This window comes from Ruegeria sp. C5, assembly GCF_056537605.1.
This window is the reverse complement of the sequence record NZ_JBQFRX010000003.1, coordinates 539,974-561,373: the sequence shown is the minus strand read 5'-3', so window position 1 is coordinate 561,373 and position 21,400 is coordinate 539,974. Positions and strand designations below refer to the sequence as shown.

Genomic DNA, 21,400 nt, shown 5'->3' with positions numbered 1-21,400 from the left:
CAACCCATGTCCAATCGCCGCATTCTGCGCCTGACCGGCAACGATACTGATAGCTTTCTGCAGGGGCTGATCACAAATGACGTGCAGCGGCTGGACGACGGGCTGGTCTACGCCGCCCTTCTGACCCCGCAGGGCAAGTACCTGGCTGACTTCTTTCTCAAACGAGACGGTGAGTCGGTGCTGCTGGATGTGGCCGAAGTGCTGGCCGACGGGCTTGCCAAACGACTGACGATGTACAAGCTGCGTGCAGATGTGACCATCGACCAGACCGACCTGAACGTACAACGCGGCACCGGCCCCGCGCCCGAAGGCGCCCTACCCGACCCGCGGCATCCTGATCTGGGATGGCGCGCTTATTCTACCGCTCCGGAAGGTGATGACGGTACGGACTGGGATGCTATCCGCGTCCGTCACTGTATCCCCGAAACCAGCATCGAACTGACGCCAGACAGCTATATTCTTGAGTCCGGGTTCGAGGCGCTGAATGGCTTGGACTTCAAGAAGGGCTGCTATGTCGGACAAGAGGTCACCGCGCGCATGAAGCACAAGACTGAGTTACGCAAAGGTCTGCGCGTTGTCGAGATCGCGGGCACCGCTCCGGTCGGGACCGAGATTCACTCCAGTGGTAAACCCGCCGGGGTGTTGTTTACACAGTCTGGCGGAAAGGCGATCGCATACCTTCGGCTGGATCGCGCGGGGGACGAGATGCAGGCAGGTGGCGCGACGCTAAAACTGCCAGGTTGATTTTGTTGCTGAACCGGCACGCCCATTCTTTTGAAACTGTTTGCGTATTTGACGCGGCCGGGCCGCGCGGTATCACTGACTGCAATTGGCCTAACGGGATACGTGCATGTTTCGCCTATATACCGCGATATGGCGTGTCAGCGCCGGACGGCAAATCATCCTTATTCTGCTGTCATTGGCGGTGGCTGCGCTGGCGGCCGCTCCGCTTGAGTTCCAGCGCGACATCGTCAATCACCTGACATCTGATAGCATCGAAGTGGATCGCCTGCTGTTGCTGGGCGCCGGGATGATGGGCGTCATCCTGTTGAGCCTTACGTTGAAATGGGTGCTCGGGTATCGCTCTGGAACGCTGGGCGAGGACATCATCCGACTGATCCGGGGACGGTTGCTTGCCCGATCAATCGATCTCAGCGAAGAGGGGCAAGACCTTCGTTCGGGCACGATGACAACGGCCGTATCTGCTGAGGCGGAAGAGCTGGGCAAGTTCGCAGGCGGTGCGTTTTCCGATCCTGTGGTGCAAATCGGCACATTGATCAGCGTGATCGGCTACATCTCCTCAACCCAACCGGGGCTGGGCTTGATCGCACTTTCCATGATCGTTCCGCAGATCATTATCGTTCTGGCCTCTCAGCGAAAAGTGAACATCTTCGTGGCCGAGCGTGTTCGAATCCTGCGCAGCGCGACCGACCGCTTGACGCACGAGGATATTGAGGCGGCATCGCGAGCGATTGAGAAACAGTTCGACGAGATATTCGAGACCCGCCGCAAGATGTTCATCTGGAAACTCTCGGCCAAGTTCCTGCTGAGTATCATCAATGGCGCAGGGACTGTTGGGATTCTGATGCTGGGCGGCTGGCTGGTGTTGCAGGGTAAAACCGATGTCGGCACCGTCGTGGCCGCGATAAGCGGTCTCGGACGCATTCAAGGCCCGACCGCTTTCTTGATCGCGTTCTACCGACAGGTCAGCGCCAATCGCATCAAGTACGAACTGATGCTGGAGCTGTTTGGAGATCATCCCGAGCGCTATCGCATTCGGACCTAAAAAAGGGCCGCAGAGCGACCCTTTTGCACCGAACTATCGTCCGCTTACGCGCGTTCGGAATACTCCATGGTCTCGGTATTCACTACGATCATCTCATCCTGCCCGATAAAAGGCGGCACCATGACCTTGACGCCATTGTCCAGAACCGCTGGCTTAAACGAGTTCGCCGCAGTCTGACCCTTCACAACCGGCTCGGTCTCGACGATCTTGCAGGTCACTTTTTGGGGCAGCGTGGCGTTCAGCGCCTCGCTTTCGTAAAACTCCACAACGATAGTCATGCCGTCCTGCAGAAACGGGCGGCGCTCACCCAGCAGTTCCGAAGGCAGTTCGATCTGCTCGTAGGTCTCGGAGTCCATGAACACCAGCATGCCATCGGATTCGTACAGGAACTGCTGATCCTTCTGCTCAAGGCGCACGCGTTCGACTTTGTCGGCCGAACGGAAGCGTTCGTTCAGCTTTGAGCCATTGCGCAGGTTGCGCAGCTCGACCTGGGCAAAAGCTCCGCCTTTGCCGGGCTTTACGTGATCCACTTTGACCGCCGCCCACAGTCCGTCATTATGCTCAAGCACATTGCCGGGGCGAATTTCGTTCCCATTTATCTTGGGCATGACTTAAATCCTTCACAAACGGTTGATGCGTCAGTTCTCGTCCCTATATCTGGCGTGACCACACCTGACAAGACAACGAAACCTAGTGCTGCACCTGCAGCGAGCCATGCAAATGACGCAACGCAACTATGCATTTTAGGTGTATCCGAATCGCATGTAATAGGTCATAAGGACCGTCACGCCGAAAATTGCAAGAGCAAGAAAAACAGGAAAGACGAGATGAGAGATTTCGTTGACGGCACTGCCTTTAACAACGAACAAGGCAATCGTGCACGCAAACTTTTCGCAGCCGTTGTACTGGCTGCTCTGGATGATGCCATCGCCGACGACAAGAAGTATGGCAACGGACCGGAACAAATTGCCCGTTGGGCGCGTTCGCGCGATGGGCGCGAAGTACTATCGTGCGCCGGCATCGACCCCAATGAGCGGGTTGTTGGCGGGCTGATGGAATTTGTTGGTCGCGGCGTACGGACGTCTGTCGCGCTGTCCCGCGAAGAAAGCGAGCGCCGGAATGCGGCTCAGCAGGCCGAAGCGGCCTGATTGACGCTCGCATCCGATTGAAAAAACGCGCCCTGACATCGGGGCGCGTTTTTCTTTGGGCTGATTGGTCAGATCAAAAATACATGATCCATTGCCACGCCACCCAAAGCTCGGCCGCCAGTAACAGCGCAAAGAACAGTTTTGCCGAAACCGACAGGCCGCGCTGCCAAAGCACCACATAGGCGGCAATGCAAATCGTCACTGAGATCGGCGCGATCCAAGCCGCATGATGTGTGCTGTCCCAATAGCTGATCGGACTGTGAAAGACCCATGAACTGATCGGCCAGAACTGTGGTCGGCCATCGCCTGCGTGCAATAAGAAATCCATCACCAAATGAAGTATCCCTGCGGATGCGCCAATAGTCACCAGGTGCCAGCGGCGCCACAGCCCGAGTGCAAGTGCCACTCCCCACAAAATGAACGAGTTATCGATGGCGAATACGGTTTGCTACGCGGGTGAAAAGTAAAGCTGATCAAACACCACCTGTGCCGGGATGTTCAGAATGTGCAGCGAAACGCCGGCCATCAGGTATAGCGACAAATCCGGCAACAAGGACCCAAACAGAGCTGCCCATAGCGTCGCCCCCCGGGCCGGGCGCGCAAAAACAGCAGCACCGATCAAAAGATGCGCAGGCGTATTCATATGGGGCTTTTCCTTTGGCCTTAAATCAGGTCATCTGCGCCCGAGCATAGGAGACAGGCCATGGCGCGGTCCATCATGATTCAAGGCACCGGCAGCAATGTCGGCAAATCGGTTTTGGTGGCCGGGTTGGCCCGCGCCTATACGCGACGCGGGTTGCGCGTGGCTCCGTTCAAGCCGCAGAACATGTCGAACAACGCCGCTGTTACGGAAAACGGCGGCGAAATCGGGCGCGCGCAAGCCCTGCAGGCGCGGGCGGCCAAACGACCGACGCATACGGATATGAACCCAATCCTGCTCAAACCCGAAACTGATACCGGCGCGCAGATCATTCTTCAGGGCCAGCGCGCAGGTACAATGAAGGCGGGCGATTATCGCAAGGACAAGTCTAAGCTGCTGGGTGCGGCTCTGGAAAGCTTTGAAAGGCTTTGCAGCGACGCTGATCTGGTGTTGATCGAAGGCGCGGGTAGTCCGGCAGAAACTAACCTGCGCAAGGGTGACATCGCCAATATGGGATTTGCTTGTGCCGCACAGGTTCCGGTGGTTCTGGTGGGCGACATTCATCGGGGTGGCGTGATCGCTCAGATCATGGGGACGCAAGCCGTCTTGGAGGCCGGGGACCTTGCGATGATCCGGGGCTTTGCGATTAACCGCTTCAAGGGCGATGTCTCCCTGTTCGATGAAGGGCGCGACGATATCGCATCCCGGACCGGCTGGCCCTGCCTGGGCGTGGTGCCCTGGTTCCATGATGCATGGAAGCTGCCGGCAGAAGACATGATGGACATCCGCTCTCATACCGGGGGGGCATGCAAGATCGCTGTGCCTCAGCTTGAGCGGATGGCCAATTTCGACGATCTCGACCCGCTTTCCGCCGAACCAGGCGTTACGGTCGAGATCATCCCAGCAGGCCGCCCCCTGCCCGGAGATGCCGATCTGGTGCTGTTGCCGGGCAGTAAGTCTACAATCGGCGATCTGGCCTATTTCCGGGCGCAGGGTTGGGATATCGACCTTTATGCCCATGTCCGCCGCGGGGGTCATGTTCTGGGCCTGTGCGGGGGTTATCAGATGCTGGGCAAAACCATCTCGGACCCCGATGGCGTCGATGGACGCCCCGGTCGGGTCGAAGGGCTGGGATTGCTGGATGTCAGCACGACAATGGCCGGAGAAAAGCAGGTTATCCTGCGCTCAGCAACCGCCCTGCCCGGTCATGAACCCGTCAGCGGATATGAGATCCACATGGGCCGTACTGATGGCCCGGATTGCGCTCGGGCCTGGCTGCAGATCGAAGGTCGCCCGGAAGGTGCCGCCAGCGCCAATGGGCGCATACGCGGCAGCTATCTGCATGGGATTTTCACCTCGGACACGTTTCGCGCCAGCTATCTGGCAGAACTTGGCGTGACATCAGAAACAGCTTACGAAGACGGCGTCGAACAAGTGCTGGACGACCTTGCCGACCATCTGGAACAGCATATGGATCTGGATCTGCTTCTCGCGATGGCGCAGACGCCACGCACCAGTTAGACCTCAGTCAACATCCGCTGCGGCGATCGCCCGCGTGATCTCACGCCGAACCATCTTGCGCAGGTTTTTCGTGATCCGTTCGCCCAGCGCGCCCTGCAGCTCTTCCCGGACGATCTGGGCGACGAGTTCGCGCAATTCCTCTTCTCCGATTGTCACATCGGTCGGCTTCTGTGCCATATCTTCCACCACCTCCGGGTCGCGAATAAATGTGGCTTCGGATTTTGGTTCAGCCGCCTGAGACTGCGCAAAAGCTCTGTCTGCCGGCCATTCAACAGCCTGCGTCTTGGTGCCAGAGTAGTCGTCATCGCTCTCACCATCGGGCTCCCACTGATCCTCGGTGCGCGCGATAGCAGCTTCCAAAGCTTCAATCTTGGCGCTGAGGCTTCCCGCTAGGTCGCGCTTTGGTGCGTCTGCCTTGGCGTCGACATCACCAGCGCGCACAATATCGCTGGGTTGCAGCCGCATCGGTTCGGCAGGGTTGCTTGGTGCATTTGCGGCCTGCTTTGGGGTACTGTCACCCGCGCTATGCTGGGGCATCAGTTTCAAGGGCGCGGCCTTCTTGGCGATCAGCGGTTCATTGCTGACGCGCAGCGCATCCGTTAAAACCAACCGGCCCGGCTTGGCAGCCGGGGCCGTCGGAACAAATATGAATTCTGATTCGTCATGCGCGTCCTCGTCGACCATTCGCTTAACCGACGAAAGAACGTCCTGAATATTGGCGCTTACAACACGATCTGACATTATTTTCTACCGCTCTAACCTAGGCCCGATTGTAGCCAATCTGAGCCAGCGCCACAACAGGTAGCGATGCCCTTTAGTCGCGGCGCAATGCCTTGAGCACTCGATCCAGATCGCGGCTTTGCTTACTGACCTGCGACGGCGCCTTTTTCACGAGGTTGTAATACAGGGTCGGATCATAGATCTGCACTGCAAGACCCAAACGCTCTGCCGTCAACAGCCCCTGGGCTTGCAGCAGTTCATATGCAGCCCGCGACCGCTCGGTCCGGGATGCTACCTCGGCCAATTGCGCGTCCAGCAAATCCTGCTGGGCATTCAGGACGTCCAAGGTCGTCCGTGCACCCAACGTTGCTTCTTCACGAATACCGTCAAACGCCACCTGCGAAGCACGAACCCGTTCTGTTGACGCCCGCAGGCTTGCAGTTGCCGCCTGAAACGCAGCATAGCGATCGGCAACACCTTGTGTGATGTCTTTCTGAACGTTCAGAAGGTTGGCACGCGACGCATCACGAGTTGCCATCGCACGACGCACCGCTGCCGCCAGACCGCCACCGGAATAGATCGGCTGATTGAAGTTCAGTGAGATCGTCGCATCGTTGATGTAATCGTCATTGTCGTAGCTCTCGGTAATGCCCGCATCCGCATTCAGGCTGACATTCGGACCCAGATTTGCACGCTGCTGCTGCACGATCAGGTCCAGCGCACGCACCTGATGCTGTGCGGAAAGAATCGCAGGGTGGTTCCGCTGAGCCAAATTCACCGCATCCGCCTCTGAACGCGGCAGGTTGGGCAGCCTTGGCTGACCAGCCGTCCGCCCAGGTGTCTTGCCAACGGCGTTTACGTATTCAGCCTGAGCAATGCTCAGGTTACCACGTGCGACCGCCAAATCAGCCTGAGAGCTGGCCAATTGTGCCTCGGACAGGGCAACGTCTGTACGTGTAACCTCACCTACTTCAAAGCGATCCTGTGATGCGCGCAGTTCTTCCGCCGACACTTCCACGTTGTTCTGGCGGATCGCAACCGTCTCTTCCTGCAGCAGAACACCCAGATAGGCGTTCGCGGCTCTGATCAGGATTTGTTGTTCAATATCAATAAGAGACTGACGGGTGGATAGCACAGTTTCCTGCGCCGATTGCTTGCCAAGGATGGAAGCGCCACCGTCATAGATCAACTGGCTCAGCGTGAGACCGGAAAAAAAGCTCGAAGGCTCGCGCGTCGTGATCAAGCTGCTCGTGTTGGTGCGCGTGTAATCCCGGCTCACCCGCACGGTCCAGTTGATGATAGGACGCAGCGCTGAGAGCGCAATGGCGACATCTTCATCCGCTGCGCGTAATAAGGCACGGTTCTGCTCAAGCAGGCCGCTGGTGTTATACGCGCCGATGAATGCATCGGTCAGATTATCTGCCCAAACCGACCTTCCGGGCATCACACTTAATGCAACACCAGCAGCCAAAGTCAGGCCTTTGACCAGCTTTCCTGTCGTCGTCCCGCGCATAACTAAGTCCTCTCAAATCGAAATTACGCAACCACCAGCGCAGTTTGCGCCGGTGTTTTCAAGTAATCAAGGCATCAAAATACTTCTATTGCCAACTATAGCGAAAATGCACACTCAGCGCAAAATGCGGGCAAAATCGGTGCGCTAGCATTGAACACAAATCGCCACGAGACACGGCCTGAGGACTTGAGACCCATACGAACCGTGCCAAGATCACCCTCCATGAACAGGCAAATGATCCGGCCCCCATCCTTGAGTTGATCCAGCAAAGTGTCTGAAAGCTGCTCGACCCCACCCTGAATCATGATCACATCGTAGGGTCCATGCTCAACCGCGCCTTGTTCAAGCGGTCCTTCATGAACAATGGCGTTGTCTACATCAGCTTCCATCAGAAGCGTCTGAGCTTCAGCCGCCAATGCCGGGTCGGATTCCACTGCCACAACCAACTCTGCCATTCGCGCGGCAATTGCGGTTGAGTAACCCAGCCCCGGCGCGATATCCAGCACCACTTCATCATTGGAAATGTTGACTGCGTCCAACATCTTAGCCAGCGTCCTGGGCTCAAGCAGACAACGTCCATCACCCAACTCGACCAGATCACCAACATAGGCTGCCTCACGTTGCGCATCCGGCACGAAATTTTCGCGCGCAACGCTCAGCATCGCATCAATGATAGGGAACTTGGTCACATCCGAGGGCCTGACCTGAGTATCAACCATCGTAAGGCGCCGGGCTGCGAAATCTGTCATGTGATCGCTCATTCCTTATCAGACTGTTATCTGGCTTTTGCCACATCCGCCTGCCTGCAGCAACGGGCCAGATTGCATTTCCGGGCGCGGCAAAAACGTACCATTGGGGTATTGTCAAATTTCCAAACAAGACAGAAATAATCGCCCTCAAGGCTATGGACGTTCATCCTGAAAGCTGATAGAACGCCGCTCACACCACGGCAAGTTATTGATATTGCTTAAAAAGGCGAGTTGGCGGAGTGGTGACGCAGCGGATTGCAAATCCGTGTACACCGGTTCGATTCCGGTACTCGCCTCCAATTCACTCTAGATCATTGACTTAGGGCGATTACGTTGTCCGCCTTGTGCGCATTTTTCTGGAAAACGACAACACGCTACGCCAGTCCTACCTGTGTCAGCTGCGACGTCACTTCACCCAAATTATCCAGCTCCTGTACTACGCAGTTCTGGACGGTGTTGGCCGCAAGGCGAAGGCTCTAGCCACAAACTATGTCGCTGTGTTTCAGAAACTGGATAAAAGGCATCCGAAGCCATGAGAAACGACAGGCGGCATACCTCAACTTCCATCGCCTAGATATGTCCAGCGATAGTGGGGCGGCGTAGGGCCTTTGTTGCGTCCGCCTTGCTGGGTCTGCTCCCAGGCATGGGCCAGAATGCCGACCGACCGCGAAAGGCAAAATAAGCCTCGTGCCAATGGCGGGGCAAAGCCTAGCTCTGCATAGATCACTGCCGTGACACCATCGATATTCATCGGCACCGGCTTGCCTTTCCGGCGCATCAGGTCGGTTTCCACGGCTTGCCCGACTTTCATGAACCGACCTTCGCAGGCGTCCTGTTCGACTGCATCAGCAACCAGGGCCATCAGCCGGGGTGCGCGCGGGTCCGTCGGTGTATGGAACCGATGCCCGAAACCCGGCAGTATCTTCCCGCGTTCGGCGATCCAGTCGTCCAATGCCTGTTCTGGGCCTTCGGCATGGGAGTCTACAAAGTGATAAAGCTCCATCGCCTGCTCGCCGGCACCACCATGGATGTCACCCAGCATGTTAACAGCACTCGCCATCGCGTTGTTAAGAGACAGCCCGCAGGTCACCGCCATTCGTGCAGCCGCGATCGAGGGGGCTTGCGGGCCGTGATCCACGGCGGCGACCAAAGCGGCCTCGAACAATCGAGCCTGCGCAGGTGTCGGTCTGTCACCCCGCACCATCAACCAAATCATTTCAGCGAAACCCAGATTGCCGATCAGGTCTTGAATCGGCTGGCCACGCAGTTCAATGCGCCCGGGCTCCATATCGATGATGGCGGTGCGCCACCAATCGGCAACATCGCTCATATCACCCTCTCATGTCGCAACGTTTCGATCTCTGCGTCCGACAGTCCAAGCTCGGCCCAAATCGAGAGGTTGTCGGCCCCAAGATCCGGTGGTGCGGATCGTGGCATGCAGCGTGCGCCATCAATGACCACTGGGCTACCCGCAAGGCGTAACCTCTCTCCGTGCGCCGACAGAGTTCCAATCAGCCCGCGACCTGAGAGTTGATCGTCGGACAAAGCCTGCGGCACCGTCATAACCGGCCCGGCCGGTACACCCAACGCATTCAACTCTTGGACCCAATCACTGGATGGACGGGTAGAAAGCGTGCGTTCCAGCTCTTGACGCAATTCATGCCGGTTGGTCTTGCGATCCTCGCGGGTTAGGTAGTCCGGATGCGTCAAAAGGTTGGCGCGGCCCAGATGTTGGGCGAGCGCATGCCATTGTTCGTCGCGATTGGCGGCGATATTTATAGGGTTGTCGGATGTGGCGAAAGTTCCGGACGGGGCCGAGGTTGTGTTTTCGTTCCCATGCGGCGCAGGAGTCACGCCACCGACCAGATAGTTGGACACCACCCACCCCATGGTCGAAACCACCGCCTCGTTCATTGCGACATCAAGGAATGCCCCGCGCGGGTTGGCATTCAAGGCCGCGCTTATGGCAAAGGCCGCCGTCATCCCGCCGACGGTATCTGCCAGAGGATAGCCGACCCGGTAAGGCGCGGTATCCGACGCACCTGTGATTGACATGACACCGCTGATCCCCTGCACGATCTGGTCATAGGCCGGGTCATCCCGGCGTGGTCCATCCTGACCAAACCCGCTGATGGCACAATAAATCAGTCTGGGGTTCTCGGCGCGCAGAACCTGATACCCCAGCCCAAGCCGGTCCATCACGCCGGGCCGGAAGTTCTCGACCAGCACATCGGCAGTCTTGACCAGCCGCTTGAGCAGAGCCTTTCCCCGATCAGCCTTCATATCCAAAGTCACGGATTTCTTGTCTGCATTCTGCGCCAGAAAGCTGATGCCCATGCCGGCCTTGTTCCGATCAGGATCCGCCCCCAGCACACGGGCCAGATCTCCGCTGCCGGGGCGTTCGACCTTGATCACTTCGGCCCCCATCAGGGCCAGTTGGTAGCAACAATACGGCCCGGCCAGGACATTAGTCAGGTCAAGAACCCGGATGCCTGAAAGTGGCTCAGTCGCCATCGGCCACGCCTGCCGCTCGCGCCTTGGCGCGACGTGCGCGGTAACTGGGCAACAGCACCAGAAGGAGGGCAATCACCAACAGGCCCAGCGTCATCGGACGTTCCCAGATAAAGGCGATGCCGTCATACAGCTGCATGGAACGGGCGAAGTTATCCTCCATCATGCCGCCAAGGATGAAACCGATCAGCAGCGGTGCCAGAGGGTAATCGGCAAATTTCAGTGCTGTGGCGCAGACGCCGAAGCCGACCAATATCAGCAGTTCCGTGGCATTGTTCTGCCCGATATAGGCCCCCATGAGGGTGAAGAACAAAATGAACGGGATCAGATAGTTGCGCGGTACTGCAAGCACCTTGGCGATATAGGGGATCAACGGCAGGTTCAGGATCAGCAGCACCAGATTGCCAATGAACATCGACATGATGACAGCCCAGAATACCTGTGGCTCGTCGATCATCAGGCGCGGACCCGGTGTCACATTCAGCGCGATCAGGGCGCCCAACAAAATGGCCGTAGTTCCGGAACCTGGAATGCCGAGCGTCAGCAACGGAACAAAGGAACCGGTACAGGCAGCATTGTTAGCTGTCTCGGGTGCTGCCAGACCTTTGATCGAGCCTTTGCCGAACTCCTCCTGCTCTTCTTTCGGGGCAATATTGCGTTCAACCGCATAGCCAAGGAAACTGGCAATCGTTGCCCCTGCCCCCGGAAGCACACCGATAAAGAAACCCTGCACAGATTGGCGACCAACCACCGGAGCGATGGCCTTTGCCTCGGATCCTGTGATGCGCAGGTCCTTGATTTCGCCTTCGTCGCCTTGCAGGTCCTTGGGTTTGAGAACCAGAAACAGCGCTTCGGGCAGGGCAAACATCGCCATTGCAAGCGTGATGAAACCAAAGCCGGACTGCAGATCCATGATCCCCATCGTGAAACGCGGCAAGTTGAACAGCGCGCCCTCGCCGACAGTGGCCATGATCAGCCCGAGAATGGTCATGACAATTGCCTTGGCCACCTGCCCGGTTCCCGCAAAGGCGGCGATGGCGGATAGACCCACTACCATCAAGGCAAAGTACTCAGCCGAGTGGAACAGCAGTGCGACCGAGGATAATGCAGGCGCAAAGACCATCAGCAGTAGCGCGCCTATCGTACCCCCGGCGAAACTGGCGATAGCGGCAACTGTGAGCGCCTTCCCGGCTTTGCCCTGGCGAGCCATCGGATAGCCGTCGAAGCTTGAGGCCACGGTTCCCGCGACCCCCGGCGCGTTCAGAAGAATGGAAGATGTCGAGCCACCAAAGATTGCGCCGTAATAGACACCGGCAAGCAGGATCAATGCGGCGGACGGATCGCCCATCGAAATGGCGACCGGAATCATGATGGCGATAATCGACATCGGCCCAAGACCGGGCAGCATGCCGATGAATGTACCAATCAGACAGCCCGCTATGACCATCAACAGGTTTTGGATGGAGAATGCCGTTTGTAGGCCGATCAACAATCCTTCAAGCATGTCAGCCTCCGAAAACGCCCGGCAAGGGTCGCATGTAGATGCCAAGAACCTCTTGCACGAGGTACCAGACTGAACCTGTAGCGATTACGGCAACCGGCAGCATGACGTGCCATTTGCGTTCGCCCAGAATGAAAGAACCGAGGATCAGGAACCCGGATGTCGAGATCAGAAATCCAACCGGACGCAGGCACAGCGCATAGGCAACCATCAAAGCCAGCAACAGCAGCGCCTGGCCCAGGTGATATTCGCCCAGCCTCCGATAATCGATATCAGCCTCTTTGGGCTCAGCCTTTTCAAATCCCAGCAGAATAATCGTTGTGGCAATTATCCCCAAAATCGACAGCACCTTGGGAAAGGTGCTCGGCCAAATGGGGTTGCGCTGCATGAAGGGGGGCAGACTGCCATCCATCGTGAACCAGGCGGTGTAGCCATATGTCAGGCATATGCCCAGCAAAACGAGCGCGATCCAGCGATCCAGCGCCATGTTTCCCCCTCCTTTGATTTATTGTTGGTTGAGGCAGAGCGGTTGCCCGCTCTGCCCGAGGTATCCTTACAGGAAACCCAACTTTTTCATCAGATCGCCGATCTGCTTTTCCTGCTGTTCCAGGAACGATTGGAAATCAGCACCCGAGTTGTGGATGTTCACCCAACCGTTACGGGCGCGGACCTCTTCCCATTCAGGTGTGTCATACATCTTGGCGATGGCTTCTTGATAAGCGACCAGCTTGTCCTCTGGCAGACCGGGAGCAGCAAAGAACCCACGCCAGTTCACGAAAGTTGTGTCGATGCCCTGCTCTTTCATGGTCTGCGCATCAGGGGCTGCATCCACGCGCTCTTCCGCGGTGACGCCAATGATCTTCACCTCACCCGCATTCGCCAGATCGACAGCCTCCGAGAAACCGGTCGACAGCGCGGCAATCTCACCGGACAGAAGCGCGGCCATCGCTTTGCCACCTGCATCATAGGGGATGTACTTCACGCCCAAAGCGTCCTTGCCTGCCGCTTCCATAACCATCGCCGCGACCAGATGGTCCATCCCACCCGGCACAGAACCACCGCCGATGGCCGTTGTACTTGGATCGGCGTCATACGCGGCTAGCAGGTCCGCCATTGAATTGATGGGGCTGTCTTTGCCCACAACAATCGCCGCGTAATCACCGATCGTGCCCGAGACCAGTGTCAGGTCGCGGAAATTGTGCGGGAACACTCCGGTCAGAGAGCGGATCACGATCGGGGTCGAGTTGACCATGAGCGTGCCGTGGTTGCTGTCGGCGTTTTCGATCAGATATCCGATGGCTTTACCACCGCCGCCGCCCGACATGTTTTCGTAGGATGCAGTTCCCACGAGACCCGCATTCGTCAGCGCCTCACCTGTGCCACGGGCAGTGCCGTCCCAGCCGCCCCCTGCGCCACCGGGGATCAGAAAGTGGATGCTATCTACGACCTCTTCAGCGAAAGTCGGTCCAGCCAGACCAATAGCGGTCACAGCCGCGATCAGGGCGCGACGGCCCAGTTTGATTGTCGTCATGAATTCCTCCCGTTTGACAACCGGCCGCAGTGCGGCTCAGATTATTCGAAACCTAAACACATCAACCTGACATCAACCTGTCATGGGTGAAATTACTATTGGATCCCGATGAAATTCCTCTTGGTCGAAGACAATCTGGACCTCGCCAATGCCATAAGTTCGCGCATGCGACTGGACGGGCATGTGGTTGATCACGCAGAGAAAATAGAAGATGCTGTGGCCTTTGTTGAAATCGATGAGTATGACCTGATCCTGCTGGACATCATGCTTCCCGACGGGGACGGGCGCGATTTCCTCAAACGGCATCGCGCCAGCCATCTGGACACACCTGTCATCGTTCTGACCGCCCGCAGTCAAGTGTCGGATCGAATCGGCTCACTCGATCTTGGGGCGGACGATTATGTCACCAAGCCCTTCGACCATGCCGAACTTGAGGCGCGCTGCCGCGCAGTGCTGAGACGCAAATCCGGCAAGACCAAAACGACGATTGAAATTGGCGGCGTCGTCTTTGATCCGGTTGCGGGTCATTTGACGGTGGGCGACGACATCGTCTCGCTTCGCAACCGCGAACTGCGCTTGTTGGAACTGCTGATCAACGCCCCCGGTCAGGTGTTTTCTAAGCAGAAGCTGGCGGACCGGTTGTTCTCCTACGACGACAATGTTTCGGACAATGCCATCGAGGTCTATGTCGGCCGACTGCGCAAGCATCTGGAAAAATCGGAGCTCAGGATCACAACGTTGCGCGGTTTGGGCTACAGGCTGGATCATGGCAACTAATCCAAACGTTTCCGGATCACTGCGAAACCGTCTTGCGCTAACGCTAATCGGCGGTGCCGCGATTCTGGCCCTTGTGCTGTTCTTTGCTGTCCGCGACTATGCAGTTCAGGTTGCCCAGCAAGGTCAGGACAACATTCTGGGTGCCTCAGTCACCTCGATCCTCGACGCCGCGGCGCTGCGTGGAGGCGAGCTTGAAGTCGATATCCCCTATGCTGCCTTTTCCATGCTGAGCACGCCGTCGGACGACCGAGTGTTTTATGCGATTTTTCAGGATGGCGAGTTCTTGTCCGGCTACGAAGACCTGACCCCAACTCAAGGACCCGCTGATGGAAAATGGACCTTTCGCTTTGGTGAAGTGCGCGGTGAAAACGTTCGTCAGGTCAGTGCCAGCCGCACACTGGTTGGGCTGGGAAATCAGACAGAAATCGAAGTGGCCTTGGGACAGACCCAAGATGCGCTGTCGGAGACGCTGGATCAAATCTCACGCAATGCCGGCCTTTTGGGATTGGGGTTCTTTTTACTTGCGGCTGTATTGTCCTTCTGGGTGAGTTCGGCCACCATTGGTCAGCTCGACAGATTAACGACTTCCGTCACCCGTCGGGGACCGCAAGATCTCAGCCCATTCAAAAAACCAGTACCGCGTGAAATGGCGCCTTTGGTGTCATCGCTGAATTCGCTTATGGGACGCTTGGACCAGTCTCTCAGCCAATCCGAGGACTTTATCGCCGAGGCCGCGCATAGGGTCCGCACCCCGCTGGCAACGGTGAGGTCTTATGCCGAGGCGACGCTGCAACGGGTCGAGAGAGAAGACAACCGCGAGGCGTTAAGATCAATGATGCGCGCCATCGACGAAAGCTCTCGGGCTGCGGGGCAACTACTGGATCACGCCATGATCACATTCCGCGCCGACCATCTGGAGCGCGAGGATATCGATCTGGTGACTCTGATCCGAGAGCTTGTCCAGCGATTGACGCCCATCGCTGAAATGAAAGACCTTTCGCTTGCTTTGAGCGGCGATCCGCAGGTCATGTATTCGGGCGACCCCATCCTCATCCAAAATGCGGTGCGGAACATGGTAGACAATGCGCTTAAATATGCGCCAGCGGACAGTACCGTAGTCATCGATGTCGCAGGATCACCCACAGCCCGGATCACGGTCAGTGACCAGGGGCCAGGCTTTCCGCCCGATGAAATCGAAACGCTCACAAGACGTTTCGAACGTGGTCAGAACGCGGCAGGAACCATCGGATCGGGCCTCGGGCTAACCATTGCCCAGGACGTCGCGGTCGCCCATGGCGGCACGCTGGTACTGTCAAACAAAGCGGAGGGCGGCGCATGCGTTATCTTGTCACTCTGATCCTATGCCTGTTCGCCAGCGGCGCAGGGGCTCAGGATTGGGAAGACCGACAAATATTCAACGAAAGTGCCGACGGCCCCCGACTGCGGGTCATTTCCAGCACCGATACCGCCCTGTTTGCGCCGCTGATCGAGGATTTCGTCGCCCAAAATCCAGCGATATCGGTCGAATATTTGGTGACCGGCACGGCCGATATCGACCGACGCGTCCGAGCCACGCCAGAGGCGTTCGACGTTGTCGTTTCCAGCGCGATGGACCTGCAACTGAAGCTCGCGAATGACGGATATGCGCTGGCGCTTAACGATCTTCCGCACCCCCCTTGGGCGCAATGGCATCAAAGCCTGTTCGCCTTCACTTCGGAACCCGCAACCATCGTTGTCAACCGCACCGCGTTCGAAGGACAACCAATGCCGCAAACGCGGCAGGAACTGATCGAAGCGCTGCGCGCCCGCCCGGATGATTTTCGGGGCAAAGTCGGCACTTATGACGTGCGCCAGTCGGGATTGGGCTATTTGTTCGCCACGCAGGACGCCCGCGCCTCGGAAACCTATTGGCGCTTGATGGAGGTTTTGGGCGGCCTGGATGTGCGGCTGTATTGTTGTTCGGGTGACATGATTAACGACCTGGCGGATGGTACAATCGCGGTGGCCTACAACGTGCTTGGCAGTTATGCGGCTGTACGAACAGAAGGAAAGGATGCCCTTCAGATCATTCTGCCTTCGGATTTTCAGACGACGATGATGCGGACCGCCATGGTAACTGGCAAAAGCCGCTTGCCGGAGGAAGCGGAAACCTTTGTCCGGCACCTGACCACGCTGAATCCGGAATCAATGGCAGCACTGCCACTTCTGGACACGCAGGACTCCACGACCGAAAGCGCAGCGATAGCGCTGGACCCTGCGCTGTTGACGTTCCTCGATGCGCTGAAGCGCAGAAAGTTCCTTTCTGCCTGGGAAAGTGCCGCTATTCAAAAATGATCGGACTTAGACAACAACCCTATCCGTCATCGCTGAACTTGTTGCTTAACACTGTTGACGCTGGAAGACATCAGCCAGCCCAGGTTACGTCGCACGAATCTAAAATCAGAAAAATGATCTCGGCTCAAAGTTTCTCAACGGCCACCTGCGCCCCCATGATGGCCTTGAGCCGCAGCCCCGCAGAATGTGCCCCGAGGAATTCGTGGAACGCACGCATCACGTCATCTTTCCACCAACCGCGCCTGTGATAATCGTCAAGCATGATTACGCCGCCTTCGATCATCTTGGGCAGCAAAGCATCCAGATCCGTTTTTACGCCCTCGTAGGAATGGTCGCCGTCCAAATAGGCAAACCCGATGCTTTGATCTTCAAACAGACTCAGCGCCGGTTGCGAATAGTCGCGAATGATCGAAATTTGCCCCTTGGCAATCTCGGTGCTGTATTTGCGCGTCACTGCCTCGTAAATTCGATCCATATCCTTTTGCGTGCGCGCTCCGGCAAGCGAAGCACCGCCATCCGGGTCTTGCTGTACTTGCCAGGGATCGATGAGGCACAGTTTCGAGGGCTGTAGCTCTTCCAGCAGAATCCGCGAAAATTCGCCCTTCCAAACGCCAATTTCAACGCTCAGCCGTCCATGCGGCATGGTCTTGAGCATTTCGCGCCGCAGGGAATCCTTCCGCTCGCGCTGCTCAGCTTGCTTCTTGCGGCGATCCTCAGCAGATACAGCTTCACCCATAGACGTCTTCTCCGGTTGAGGAATTTTGCAACGCTTCAACCAGATCAACCCAATCCGGTCTGGCTCTCAATTCTTCGGCTTTCGACCTGTGCCACTCACATGCTTTATGATGAAGATCAGCCAATTGCGGATCTGCCATCATCTCAGCTTTGATTTCGTGCATAGCCGGCATGTGTTCCAGAATTGAGCGATCCTCAACATCATTGTGGTTCATCATGAGCCAGTATTTGAGCCCTTGATCCTGCCCCACATGATTGGTGCGCCCACGGTCGCGCTTGACTAAAAAGCTATCAGTGCTGCGCACAGCATAATGATGAATGCGCGCGAATTCATGGCTGAAACCACGCCATGCTTTCCATTTCACTTGGTCTGCTGGGTAGAGGTTCCCGCCCGAATCCCGCCACAACACGCCTTCGTATGGCGCGTCAGGGTTCGGTGCATCTTCTGGATTGATCCTGGGACGATGGGCGCGAAAACGGCTGAATTTTCCGTTGTTGCGGAACAGCGTTTTGAACCCTTTGGTCCGATGATGCGGATAGCCGTCTTCGGTGGCGGCCAGAAAGAAAGTCTCAGGTACGGGTCGATCAACGAAATCGTTCTGACCCGCGTTTCCGAACATGCGCCAGCAGATCGAGATCGCGTCCGCCACGCCGCTGGCCTCAACGAGGCTTCTTATATCACTATTGGGCAAACGGATATTGATATACTCGTCCACATCCAAACTGAGAATCCAATCCGAAGACAGATAGCTTGGGTGATTCCGCGCAAGCGAAAATGCACGAACCTGAGGCGCAGCGCGCGGACCCAGTCTGTTTCGTTGGTGGTGAGCCCAGCCAAGCACTTGCAACCGGTCACCCATGGCATCGGTACCATCAGCGCAATCATTGGTATAAATCAGAATGTCATCAAAACCGATTGCGTGGTTGTAGGCCACCCAATCGATCATGAAAGGCCCTTCGTTTTTCATCGTTGTTACGATGAGAAAGGTCTCATTCGTCATAAGTTGTTCTCTTGCCTGTGCCGGTGTCGGACTCCTGTCGACCTATTTAGAATAGCACCAGAATTTTGTCCAACCAGGTCGCCAGACAGCCGCAATGCTTGCCGATTAATCTATCTACCGATTCTGTGGGATCACCTCATAACCCGGTTCTTCTGGCTCGTCGTCCAGCATCTCGGTTGGGAACCCTGGCGCCTGGATCTCCAGTCCGGTCGCGTCCTCTAGCCGCCTGATGATGTTCGGGGACAATTCACGCTCACCATATCGCGCGATGCCATCTTCGAAAATCTTGATCATCAATGGGTTTATCTCAAGAGGAACTCCGGCACGGTCGGCGACCTCCTGAAACAGACCGATATCTTTTTTCACCAGGTCCATGGTGAAGGAAATATCGCGCGAGCCGTTCAGGATGACCTGACTTTCGGTCTCGTGCACGAAGGATGTGCCTGACGATATCTTAATCGCCTCATAGGTGGTTCCAAGGTCCATGCCGGCGGCCTTGGCTGTCACCAATGCCTCGGCGCAGGTGATCAGGTTGGCGGTAGCCAGATAATTGGTCAACACCTTCAGAACAGAGGCCGAGCCCAGATCGCCCGTGTGCAAAATGCGCCGCCCCATGGTGGTCAGGAATGGCAGGATACGTTCAAAAGTCTCACGATCACAGCCTGCGAAGATCGAGATATTACCCGTCGCTGCCCGGTGACATCCGCCGGAAACCGGGCAATCCACTGCAGCCCCGCCTCGTTCAATGACCATTGCGCCAAGGCGTTTGACTTCGGCTTCATCGGTGGTCGACATTTCCATCCAGATTTTGCCAGGGCCGACCTCTGGCAACATTTCCTGCATCACCGCATCCGAGGCCGCAGGAGAAGGCAAACAGGTTATCACCGCATCGCAATCACGCATCAGCTGCGCCGGACTTTTGGCGGCTTTGGCACCCTTGGCGACGAATTCGGTCACCAGATCCGGGTTCAGGTCATGAACCGTCAGATCGATACCGTTTCGTAGCAGCGATCCAGATAGCTTGCCCCCTACATTCCCCAGCCCGATAAACCCTACTTTCATGCGCGGTATCCTCCTGTTCGCATCTTGCTGCCATGCCAGCACGTCGTTGCAGAAGTATCATGCCGCCCAGCGACCCCGACAGGTCGCTTTTTATCCGCTTTTTCACGGATCGGCGCGACTCGCTTGACAAGCAACCCTGCCCTGCCGCATGTCCCTTTCGTTGGTGTCTGCGAGAGCAGATGAAAAGGGAATGCGTCAGCGGTTTTTGCCGTCAAACGCAGCCGCCCCCGCGACCGTGACCGGAGAGGGTGCCCAAAGCCACTGGCAGTATGGCCGGGAAGGCGGGACATCCGACAGAGGCCTCCTCTGACATCCGCAAGCCGGGAGACCTGCCAACGCCCGAAGATGAAACCGGACGGGGTGTTCCGGTGTGGGGCTGTGATCGGCCCGCATGAAACCCCGTCCCCCACGAAGAGGATTTGGGGGGATGAGAGACATGACCGAGACCGCACCGGTCGAACTGCTGGTTTGCACTACCTGCCGTCGCGGGCTGCCTGTCGAGGATGACGCCCAGCGCCCCGGCACGTTGCTGCACAAGGCGCTTGAACAGGCGGGCCTGCCCGAAGGCATTACCTTGAAAGCTGTGGAATGCCTGTCGAATTGCGATGAAGGCTGCTCGATCGTGCTACGCGGAGGACCGGATCGCTGGACTTTCGTGTATGAGCATCTGAACGAGATCGACCATGTTGAAACCATCGTCGAAGGCGCAGCCAAATACCTCGCCACCGAGGACGGTTTGGTCAAATGGCGCGAACGTCCCGAACATTTCCGCAAAAACTGTGCGGCCCGCATTCCCCCGATTGGAGCCCTGAAATGAGCAATCTCGAGAAACTCCCCGTCACTGTGATCACCGGCTTTTTGGGCTCGGGCAAAACCACACTGGTGCGCCATCTGATGCAGAACCCGCAGGGCAAGCGTCTGGCGGTGGTCGTCAACGAATTCGGCGATGTCGGCGTCGATGGCGATATCCTGAAGTCCTGCGCCATTCCTGATTGCCCGGCGGAAAACATCATGGAACTGGCCAATGGTTGCATCTGCTGCACCGTGGCCGATGATTTCATCCCGACCATTGAAGCCCTGATGGCACTAGAGCCGCGCCCCGATCACATCCTGATCGAAACCTCCGGTCTTGCCCTGCCAAAACCGCTGCTGAAGGCGTTCGACTGGCCCGATATCCGCTCGAAAATTACCGTCGATGGCGTGATTGCTCTGGCCGATGCCGAGGCCGTGGCCGCTGGTCGGTTCGCTCCGAATGTCGAGGCGGTGGATGCGCAACGCATGGCAGATGACTCGATTGATCATGAAACGCCCTTGTCCGAGGTGTTCGAGGATCAGATTTCCTGCGCCGACATCATTCTGCTGACCAAGCCCGATCTGGCTGGCCCGGAAGGCGTTGCGAAAGCGAAAGAGATCATCGCCGCCGAAGCGCCCCGCCCCATGCCCGTGGTCGAAGTGGCCGAGGGTGCCGTGGACGTCCGCGTCGTGCTGGGTCTAGAAGCCGCGGCCGAGGATGACATGGACGCGCGTCCCAGCCATCACGACGGCCATCACGATCACGAGCATGACGATTTCGAAAGCATCATCGTTGAACTGCCCGAGCAAACCGATCCGATTGATCTGGTCGCCAAGATTGAACGATTGGCCAACGAGTTGAATATCCTGCGCGTCAAAGGCTATGCCGCCGTTCAGGGCAAGCCCATGCGCCTACTGGTTCAGGCCGTCGGTGCGCGCGTGCGTCACCAATATGACCGCCTGTGGGAGCCCGGCGAAGACCGTCGCTCGCGCCTTGTGGTCATTGCCGAGCATGACGATATCAAAGAGGCCGAGATCCGGGATATCCTCGTGGGTGTAACCGAGGCTGCCGAGTAAGA

General features: G+C 57.3%; 23 protein-coding genes, 1 tRNA gene and 1 riboswitch. Of the genes, 10 read left to right on the top strand and 14 right to left on the bottom strand.

The annotated features are described in order from the left end of the window. The first annotated feature begins 6 nt into the window (after window positions 1–6). Both ygfZ and ACR0AW_RS14315 read left to right on the top strand, forming a co-directional pair. The gene (gene ygfZ / locus ACR0AW_RS14320) at window positions 7–744 is read left to right on the top strand and encodes a CAF17-like 4Fe-4S cluster assembly/insertion protein YgfZ (protein ID WP_170594900.1); all 738 of its coding nucleotides are present in this window, start codon (window positions 7–9) and stop codon (window positions 742–744) included. Between the two features lie 106 nt (window positions 745–850). Further along, the gene (locus ACR0AW_RS14315; RefSeq protein ID WP_170594898.1) at window positions 851–1,786 is read left to right on the top strand and encodes an ABC transporter transmembrane domain-containing protein; all 936 of its coding nucleotides are present in this window, start codon (window positions 851–853) and stop codon (window positions 1,784–1,786) included. A 44-nt stretch (window positions 1,787–1,830) separates the two neighbouring features. Here the strand turns inward: ACR0AW_RS14315 and efp are convergent, their stop codons facing one another. Further along, window positions 1,831–2,394 carry an elongation factor P gene (gene efp, locus ACR0AW_RS14310; protein WP_170391801.1) on the bottom strand — a complete coding sequence of 188 codons (564 nt, stop codon included), beginning with the start codon at window positions 2,392–2,394 and terminating at the stop codon, window positions 1,831–1,833. 219 nt (window positions 2,395–2,613) lie between these two features. Between efp and ACR0AW_RS14305 the strand changes: the two genes are divergently transcribed. Beyond that, on the top strand, window positions 2,614–2,934 hold the full coding sequence (locus ACR0AW_RS14305; RefSeq protein WP_008757056.1) for a DUF6280 family protein: 321 nt from the start codon (window positions 2,614–2,616) through the stop codon (window positions 2,932–2,934). A gap of 73 nt (window positions 2,935–3,007) precedes the next feature. Here ACR0AW_RS14305 and ACR0AW_RS14300 read toward each other — a convergent pair whose 3' ends face one another. Continuing rightward, window positions 3,008–3,262 (bottom strand): hypothetical protein, encoded by a 255-nt coding sequence (locus tag ACR0AW_RS14300; RefSeq protein ID WP_480439207.1) that lies wholly within the window; start codon window positions 3,260–3,262, stop codon window positions 3,008–3,010. A gap of 120 nt (window positions 3,263–3,382) precedes the next feature. After that, window positions 3,383–3,577, bottom strand: a complete 195-nt coding sequence (locus ACR0AW_RS14295) for a hypothetical protein (protein ID WP_480439205.1) — start codon at window positions 3,575–3,577, stop codon at window positions 3,383–3,385. A gap of 60 nt (window positions 3,578–3,637) precedes the next feature. On the opposite strand from ACR0AW_RS14295, the gene ACR0AW_RS14290 reads away from it, so the two are divergent. After that, window positions 3,638–5,095, top strand: coding sequence for a cobyric acid synthase (locus tag ACR0AW_RS14290; protein WP_170732857.1), 1,458 nt, complete (start codon window positions 3,638–3,640; stop codon window positions 5,093–5,095). A gap of 3 nt (window positions 5,096–5,098) precedes the next feature. On the opposite strand, the gene ACR0AW_RS14285 is transcribed toward ACR0AW_RS14290, so the two are convergent. The 3 genes from ACR0AW_RS14285 to ACR0AW_RS14275 form a co-directional block, all read right to left on the bottom strand. After that, window positions 5,099–5,836, bottom strand: coding sequence for a hypothetical protein (locus ACR0AW_RS14285; RefSeq protein ID WP_170391807.1), 738 nt, complete (start codon window positions 5,834–5,836; stop codon window positions 5,099–5,101). A 73-nt stretch (window positions 5,837–5,909) separates the two neighbouring features. Beyond that, window positions 5,910–7,328 carry a TolC family outer membrane protein gene (locus ACR0AW_RS14280; protein ID WP_170391809.1) on the bottom strand — a complete coding sequence of 473 codons (1,419 nt, stop codon included), beginning with the start codon at window positions 7,326–7,328 and terminating at the stop codon, window positions 5,910–5,912. A 95-nt stretch (window positions 7,329–7,423) separates the two neighbouring features. Then, a complete protein-coding gene (locus tag ACR0AW_RS14275; RefSeq protein WP_170512169.1) occupies window positions 7,424–8,077 on the bottom strand; it encodes a protein-L-isoaspartate O-methyltransferase family protein in 654 nt (217 codons plus the stop codon). Window positions 8,078–8,302: 225 nt separating this feature from the next. On the opposite strand from ACR0AW_RS14275, the gene ACR0AW_RS14270 reads away from it, so the two are divergent. After that, window positions 8,303–8,376 (top strand) — tRNA-Cys (locus tag ACR0AW_RS14270). 257 nt (window positions 8,377–8,633) lie between these two features. Here ACR0AW_RS14270 and ACR0AW_RS14265 read toward each other — a convergent pair. The 5 genes from ACR0AW_RS14265 to ACR0AW_RS14245 form a co-directional block, all read right to left on the bottom strand. After that, window positions 8,634–9,407, bottom strand: coding sequence for a citryl-CoA lyase (locus tag ACR0AW_RS14265; RefSeq protein ID WP_170732858.1), 774 nt, complete (start codon window positions 9,405–9,407; stop codon window positions 8,634–8,636). After that, window positions 9,404–10,591 (bottom strand): CoA transferase, encoded by a 1,188-nt coding sequence (locus ACR0AW_RS14260; RefSeq protein ID WP_170732859.1) that lies wholly within the window; start codon window positions 10,589–10,591, stop codon window positions 9,404–9,406. Before ACR0AW_RS14260 ends, ACR0AW_RS14265 begins: the two co-directional genes overlap by 4 nt. Further along, entirely contained in the window at window positions 10,581–12,092 is a 1,512-nt protein-coding gene (locus ACR0AW_RS14255; protein ID WP_170391820.1) for a tripartite tricarboxylate transporter permease, read from the bottom strand. The genes ACR0AW_RS14260 and ACR0AW_RS14255 overlap by 11 nt, the downstream gene beginning before the upstream one ends. Window position 12,093: 1 nt before the next feature. Then, window positions 12,094–12,576: a tripartite tricarboxylate transporter TctB family protein gene (locus tag ACR0AW_RS14250; protein ID WP_170401217.1), complete on the bottom strand. Its 483-nt coding sequence runs from the start codon at window positions 12,574–12,576 to the stop codon at window positions 12,094–12,096. Between the two features lie 66 nt (window positions 12,577–12,642). Then, window positions 12,643–13,620, bottom strand: coding sequence for a tripartite tricarboxylate transporter substrate-binding protein (locus tag ACR0AW_RS14245; RefSeq protein WP_170391824.1), 978 nt, complete (start codon window positions 13,618–13,620; stop codon window positions 12,643–12,645). Window positions 13,621–13,728: 108 nt separating this feature from the next. Here ACR0AW_RS14245 and ACR0AW_RS14240 point away from each other — a divergent pair, with 108 nt between their 5' ends. From ACR0AW_RS14240 to ACR0AW_RS14230, 3 genes are read left to right on the top strand one after another with little or no spacing between them, the layout of a single operon-like run. After that, complete coding sequence (locus tag ACR0AW_RS14240) at window positions 13,729–14,397, top strand: response regulator transcription factor (RefSeq protein ID WP_170391826.1); 669 nt, start codon at window positions 13,729–13,731, stop codon at window positions 14,395–14,397. After that, complete coding sequence (locus ACR0AW_RS14235; protein ID WP_170732860.1) at window positions 14,387–15,754, top strand: sensor histidine kinase; 1,368 nt, start codon at window positions 14,387–14,389, stop codon at window positions 15,752–15,754. Before ACR0AW_RS14240 ends, ACR0AW_RS14235 begins: the two co-directional genes overlap by 11 nt. Beyond that, window positions 15,733–16,731 carry an ABC transporter substrate-binding protein gene (locus tag ACR0AW_RS14230; RefSeq protein WP_170732861.1) on the top strand — a complete coding sequence of 333 codons (999 nt, stop codon included), beginning with the start codon at window positions 15,733–15,735 and terminating at the stop codon, window positions 16,729–16,731. The genes ACR0AW_RS14235 and ACR0AW_RS14230 overlap by 22 nt, the downstream gene beginning before the upstream one ends. Window positions 16,732–16,855: 124 nt before the next feature. Here ACR0AW_RS14230 and ACR0AW_RS14225 read toward each other — a convergent pair whose 3' ends face one another. The 3 genes from ACR0AW_RS14225 to ACR0AW_RS14215 all read right to left on the bottom strand — a co-directional run bounded on the left by ACR0AW_RS14225 (window position 16,856) and on the right by ACR0AW_RS14215 (window position 19,568). Beyond that, complete coding sequence (locus tag ACR0AW_RS14225; protein WP_170732862.1) at window positions 16,856–17,467, bottom strand: class I SAM-dependent methyltransferase; 612 nt, start codon at window positions 17,465–17,467, stop codon at window positions 16,856–16,858. Next, a complete protein-coding gene (locus ACR0AW_RS14220) occupies window positions 17,460–18,467 on the bottom strand; it encodes a glycosyltransferase family 2 protein (RefSeq protein ID WP_480439201.1) in 1,008 nt (335 codons plus the stop codon). Before ACR0AW_RS14220 ends, ACR0AW_RS14225 begins: the two co-directional genes overlap by 8 nt. Window positions 18,468–18,581: 114 nt before the next feature. Next, window positions 18,582–19,568: an NAD(P)-dependent oxidoreductase gene (locus ACR0AW_RS14215; RefSeq protein WP_480439222.1), complete on the bottom strand. Its 987-nt coding sequence runs from the start codon at window positions 19,566–19,568 to the stop codon at window positions 18,582–18,584. A 105-nt stretch (window positions 19,569–19,673) separates the two neighbouring features. Further along, a riboswitch (cobalamin riboswitch) is annotated at window positions 19,674–19,880 on the top strand. A gap of 85 nt (window positions 19,881–19,965) precedes the next feature. On the opposite strand from ACR0AW_RS14215, the gene ACR0AW_RS14210 reads away from it, so the two are divergent. Both ACR0AW_RS14210 and cobW read left to right on the top strand, forming a co-directional pair. Further along, entirely contained in the window at window positions 19,966–20,346 is a 381-nt protein-coding gene (locus ACR0AW_RS14210; protein ID WP_170391837.1) for a DUF1636 family protein, read from the top strand. Then, window positions 20,343–21,398, top strand: a complete 1,056-nt coding sequence (gene cobW / locus ACR0AW_RS14205) for a cobalamin biosynthesis protein CobW (RefSeq protein WP_170391839.1) — start codon at window positions 20,343–20,345, stop codon at window positions 21,396–21,398. Before ACR0AW_RS14210 ends, cobW begins: the two co-directional genes overlap by 4 nt. Window positions 21,399–21,400 lie beyond the last annotated feature (2 nt).

Bases quoted from the DNA above. Each gene is read 5' to 3' on its own strand.
- ygfZ (WP_170594900.1), top strand. From the start codon at position 7: ATGTCCAATCGCCGCATTCTGCGCCTGACCGGCAACGATACTGATAGC.
- ACR0AW_RS14315 (WP_170594898.1), top strand. From the start codon at position 851: ATGTTTCGCCTATATACCGCGATATGGCGTGTCAGCGCCGGACGGCAA.
- efp (WP_170391801.1), bottom strand. From the start codon at position 2,394: ATGCCCAAGATAAATGGGAACGAAATTCGCCCCGGCAATGTGCTTGAG.
- ACR0AW_RS14305 (WP_008757056.1), top strand. From the start codon at position 2,614: ATGAGAGATTTCGTTGACGGCACTGCCTTTAACAACGAACAAGGCAAT.
- ACR0AW_RS14300 (WP_480439207.1), bottom strand. From the start codon at position 3,262: ATGGATTTCTTATTGCACGCAGGCGATGGCCGACCACAGTTCTGGCCG.
- ACR0AW_RS14295 (WP_480439205.1), bottom strand. From the start codon at position 3,577: ATGAATACGCCTGCGCATCTTTTGATCGGTGCTGCTGTTTTTGCGCGC.
- ACR0AW_RS14290 (WP_170732857.1), top strand. From the start codon at position 3,638: ATGGCGCGGTCCATCATGATTCAAGGCACCGGCAGCAATGTCGGCAAA.
- ACR0AW_RS14285 (WP_170391807.1), bottom strand. From the start codon at position 5,836: ATGTCAGATCGTGTTGTAAGCGCCAATATTCAGGACGTTCTTTCGTCG.
- ACR0AW_RS14280 (WP_170391809.1), bottom strand. From the start codon at position 7,328: ATGCGCGGGACGACGACAGGAAAGCTGGTCAAAGGCCTGACTTTGGCT.
- ACR0AW_RS14275 (WP_170512169.1), bottom strand. From the start codon at position 8,077: ATGACAGATTTCGCAGCCCGGCGCCTTACGATGGTTGATACTCAGGTC.
- ACR0AW_RS14265 (WP_170732858.1), bottom strand. From the start codon at position 9,407: ATGAGCGATGTTGCCGATTGGTGGCGCACCGCCATCATCGATATGGAG.
- ACR0AW_RS14260 (WP_170732859.1), bottom strand. From the start codon at position 10,591: ATGGCGACTGAGCCACTTTCAGGCATCCGGGTTCTTGACCTGACTAAT.
- ACR0AW_RS14255 (WP_170391820.1), bottom strand. From the start codon at position 12,092: ATGCTTGAAGGATTGTTGATCGGCCTACAAACGGCATTCTCCATCCAA.
- ACR0AW_RS14250 (WP_170401217.1), bottom strand. From the start codon at position 12,576: ATGGCGCTGGATCGCTGGATCGCGCTCGTTTTGCTGGGCATATGCCTG.
- ACR0AW_RS14245 (WP_170391824.1), bottom strand. From the start codon at position 13,620: ATGACGACAATCAAACTGGGCCGTCGCGCCCTGATCGCGGCTGTGACC.
- ACR0AW_RS14240 (WP_170391826.1), top strand. From the start codon at position 13,729: ATGAAATTCCTCTTGGTCGAAGACAATCTGGACCTCGCCAATGCCATA.
- ACR0AW_RS14235 (WP_170732860.1), top strand. From the start codon at position 14,387: ATGGCAACTAATCCAAACGTTTCCGGATCACTGCGAAACCGTCTTGCG.
- ACR0AW_RS14230 (WP_170732861.1), top strand. From the start codon at position 15,733: ATGCGTTATCTTGTCACTCTGATCCTATGCCTGTTCGCCAGCGGCGCA.
- ACR0AW_RS14225 (WP_170732862.1), bottom strand. From the start codon at position 17,467: ATGGGTGAAGCTGTATCTGCTGAGGATCGCCGCAAGAAGCAAGCTGAG.
- ACR0AW_RS14220 (WP_480439201.1), bottom strand. From the start codon at position 18,467: ATGACGAATGAGACCTTTCTCATCGTAACAACGATGAAAAACGAAGGG.
- ACR0AW_RS14210 (WP_170391837.1), top strand. From the start codon at position 19,966: ATGACCGAGACCGCACCGGTCGAACTGCTGGTTTGCACTACCTGCCGT.
- cobW (WP_170391839.1), top strand. From the start codon at position 20,343: ATGAGCAATCTCGAGAAACTCCCCGTCACTGTGATCACCGGCTTTTTG.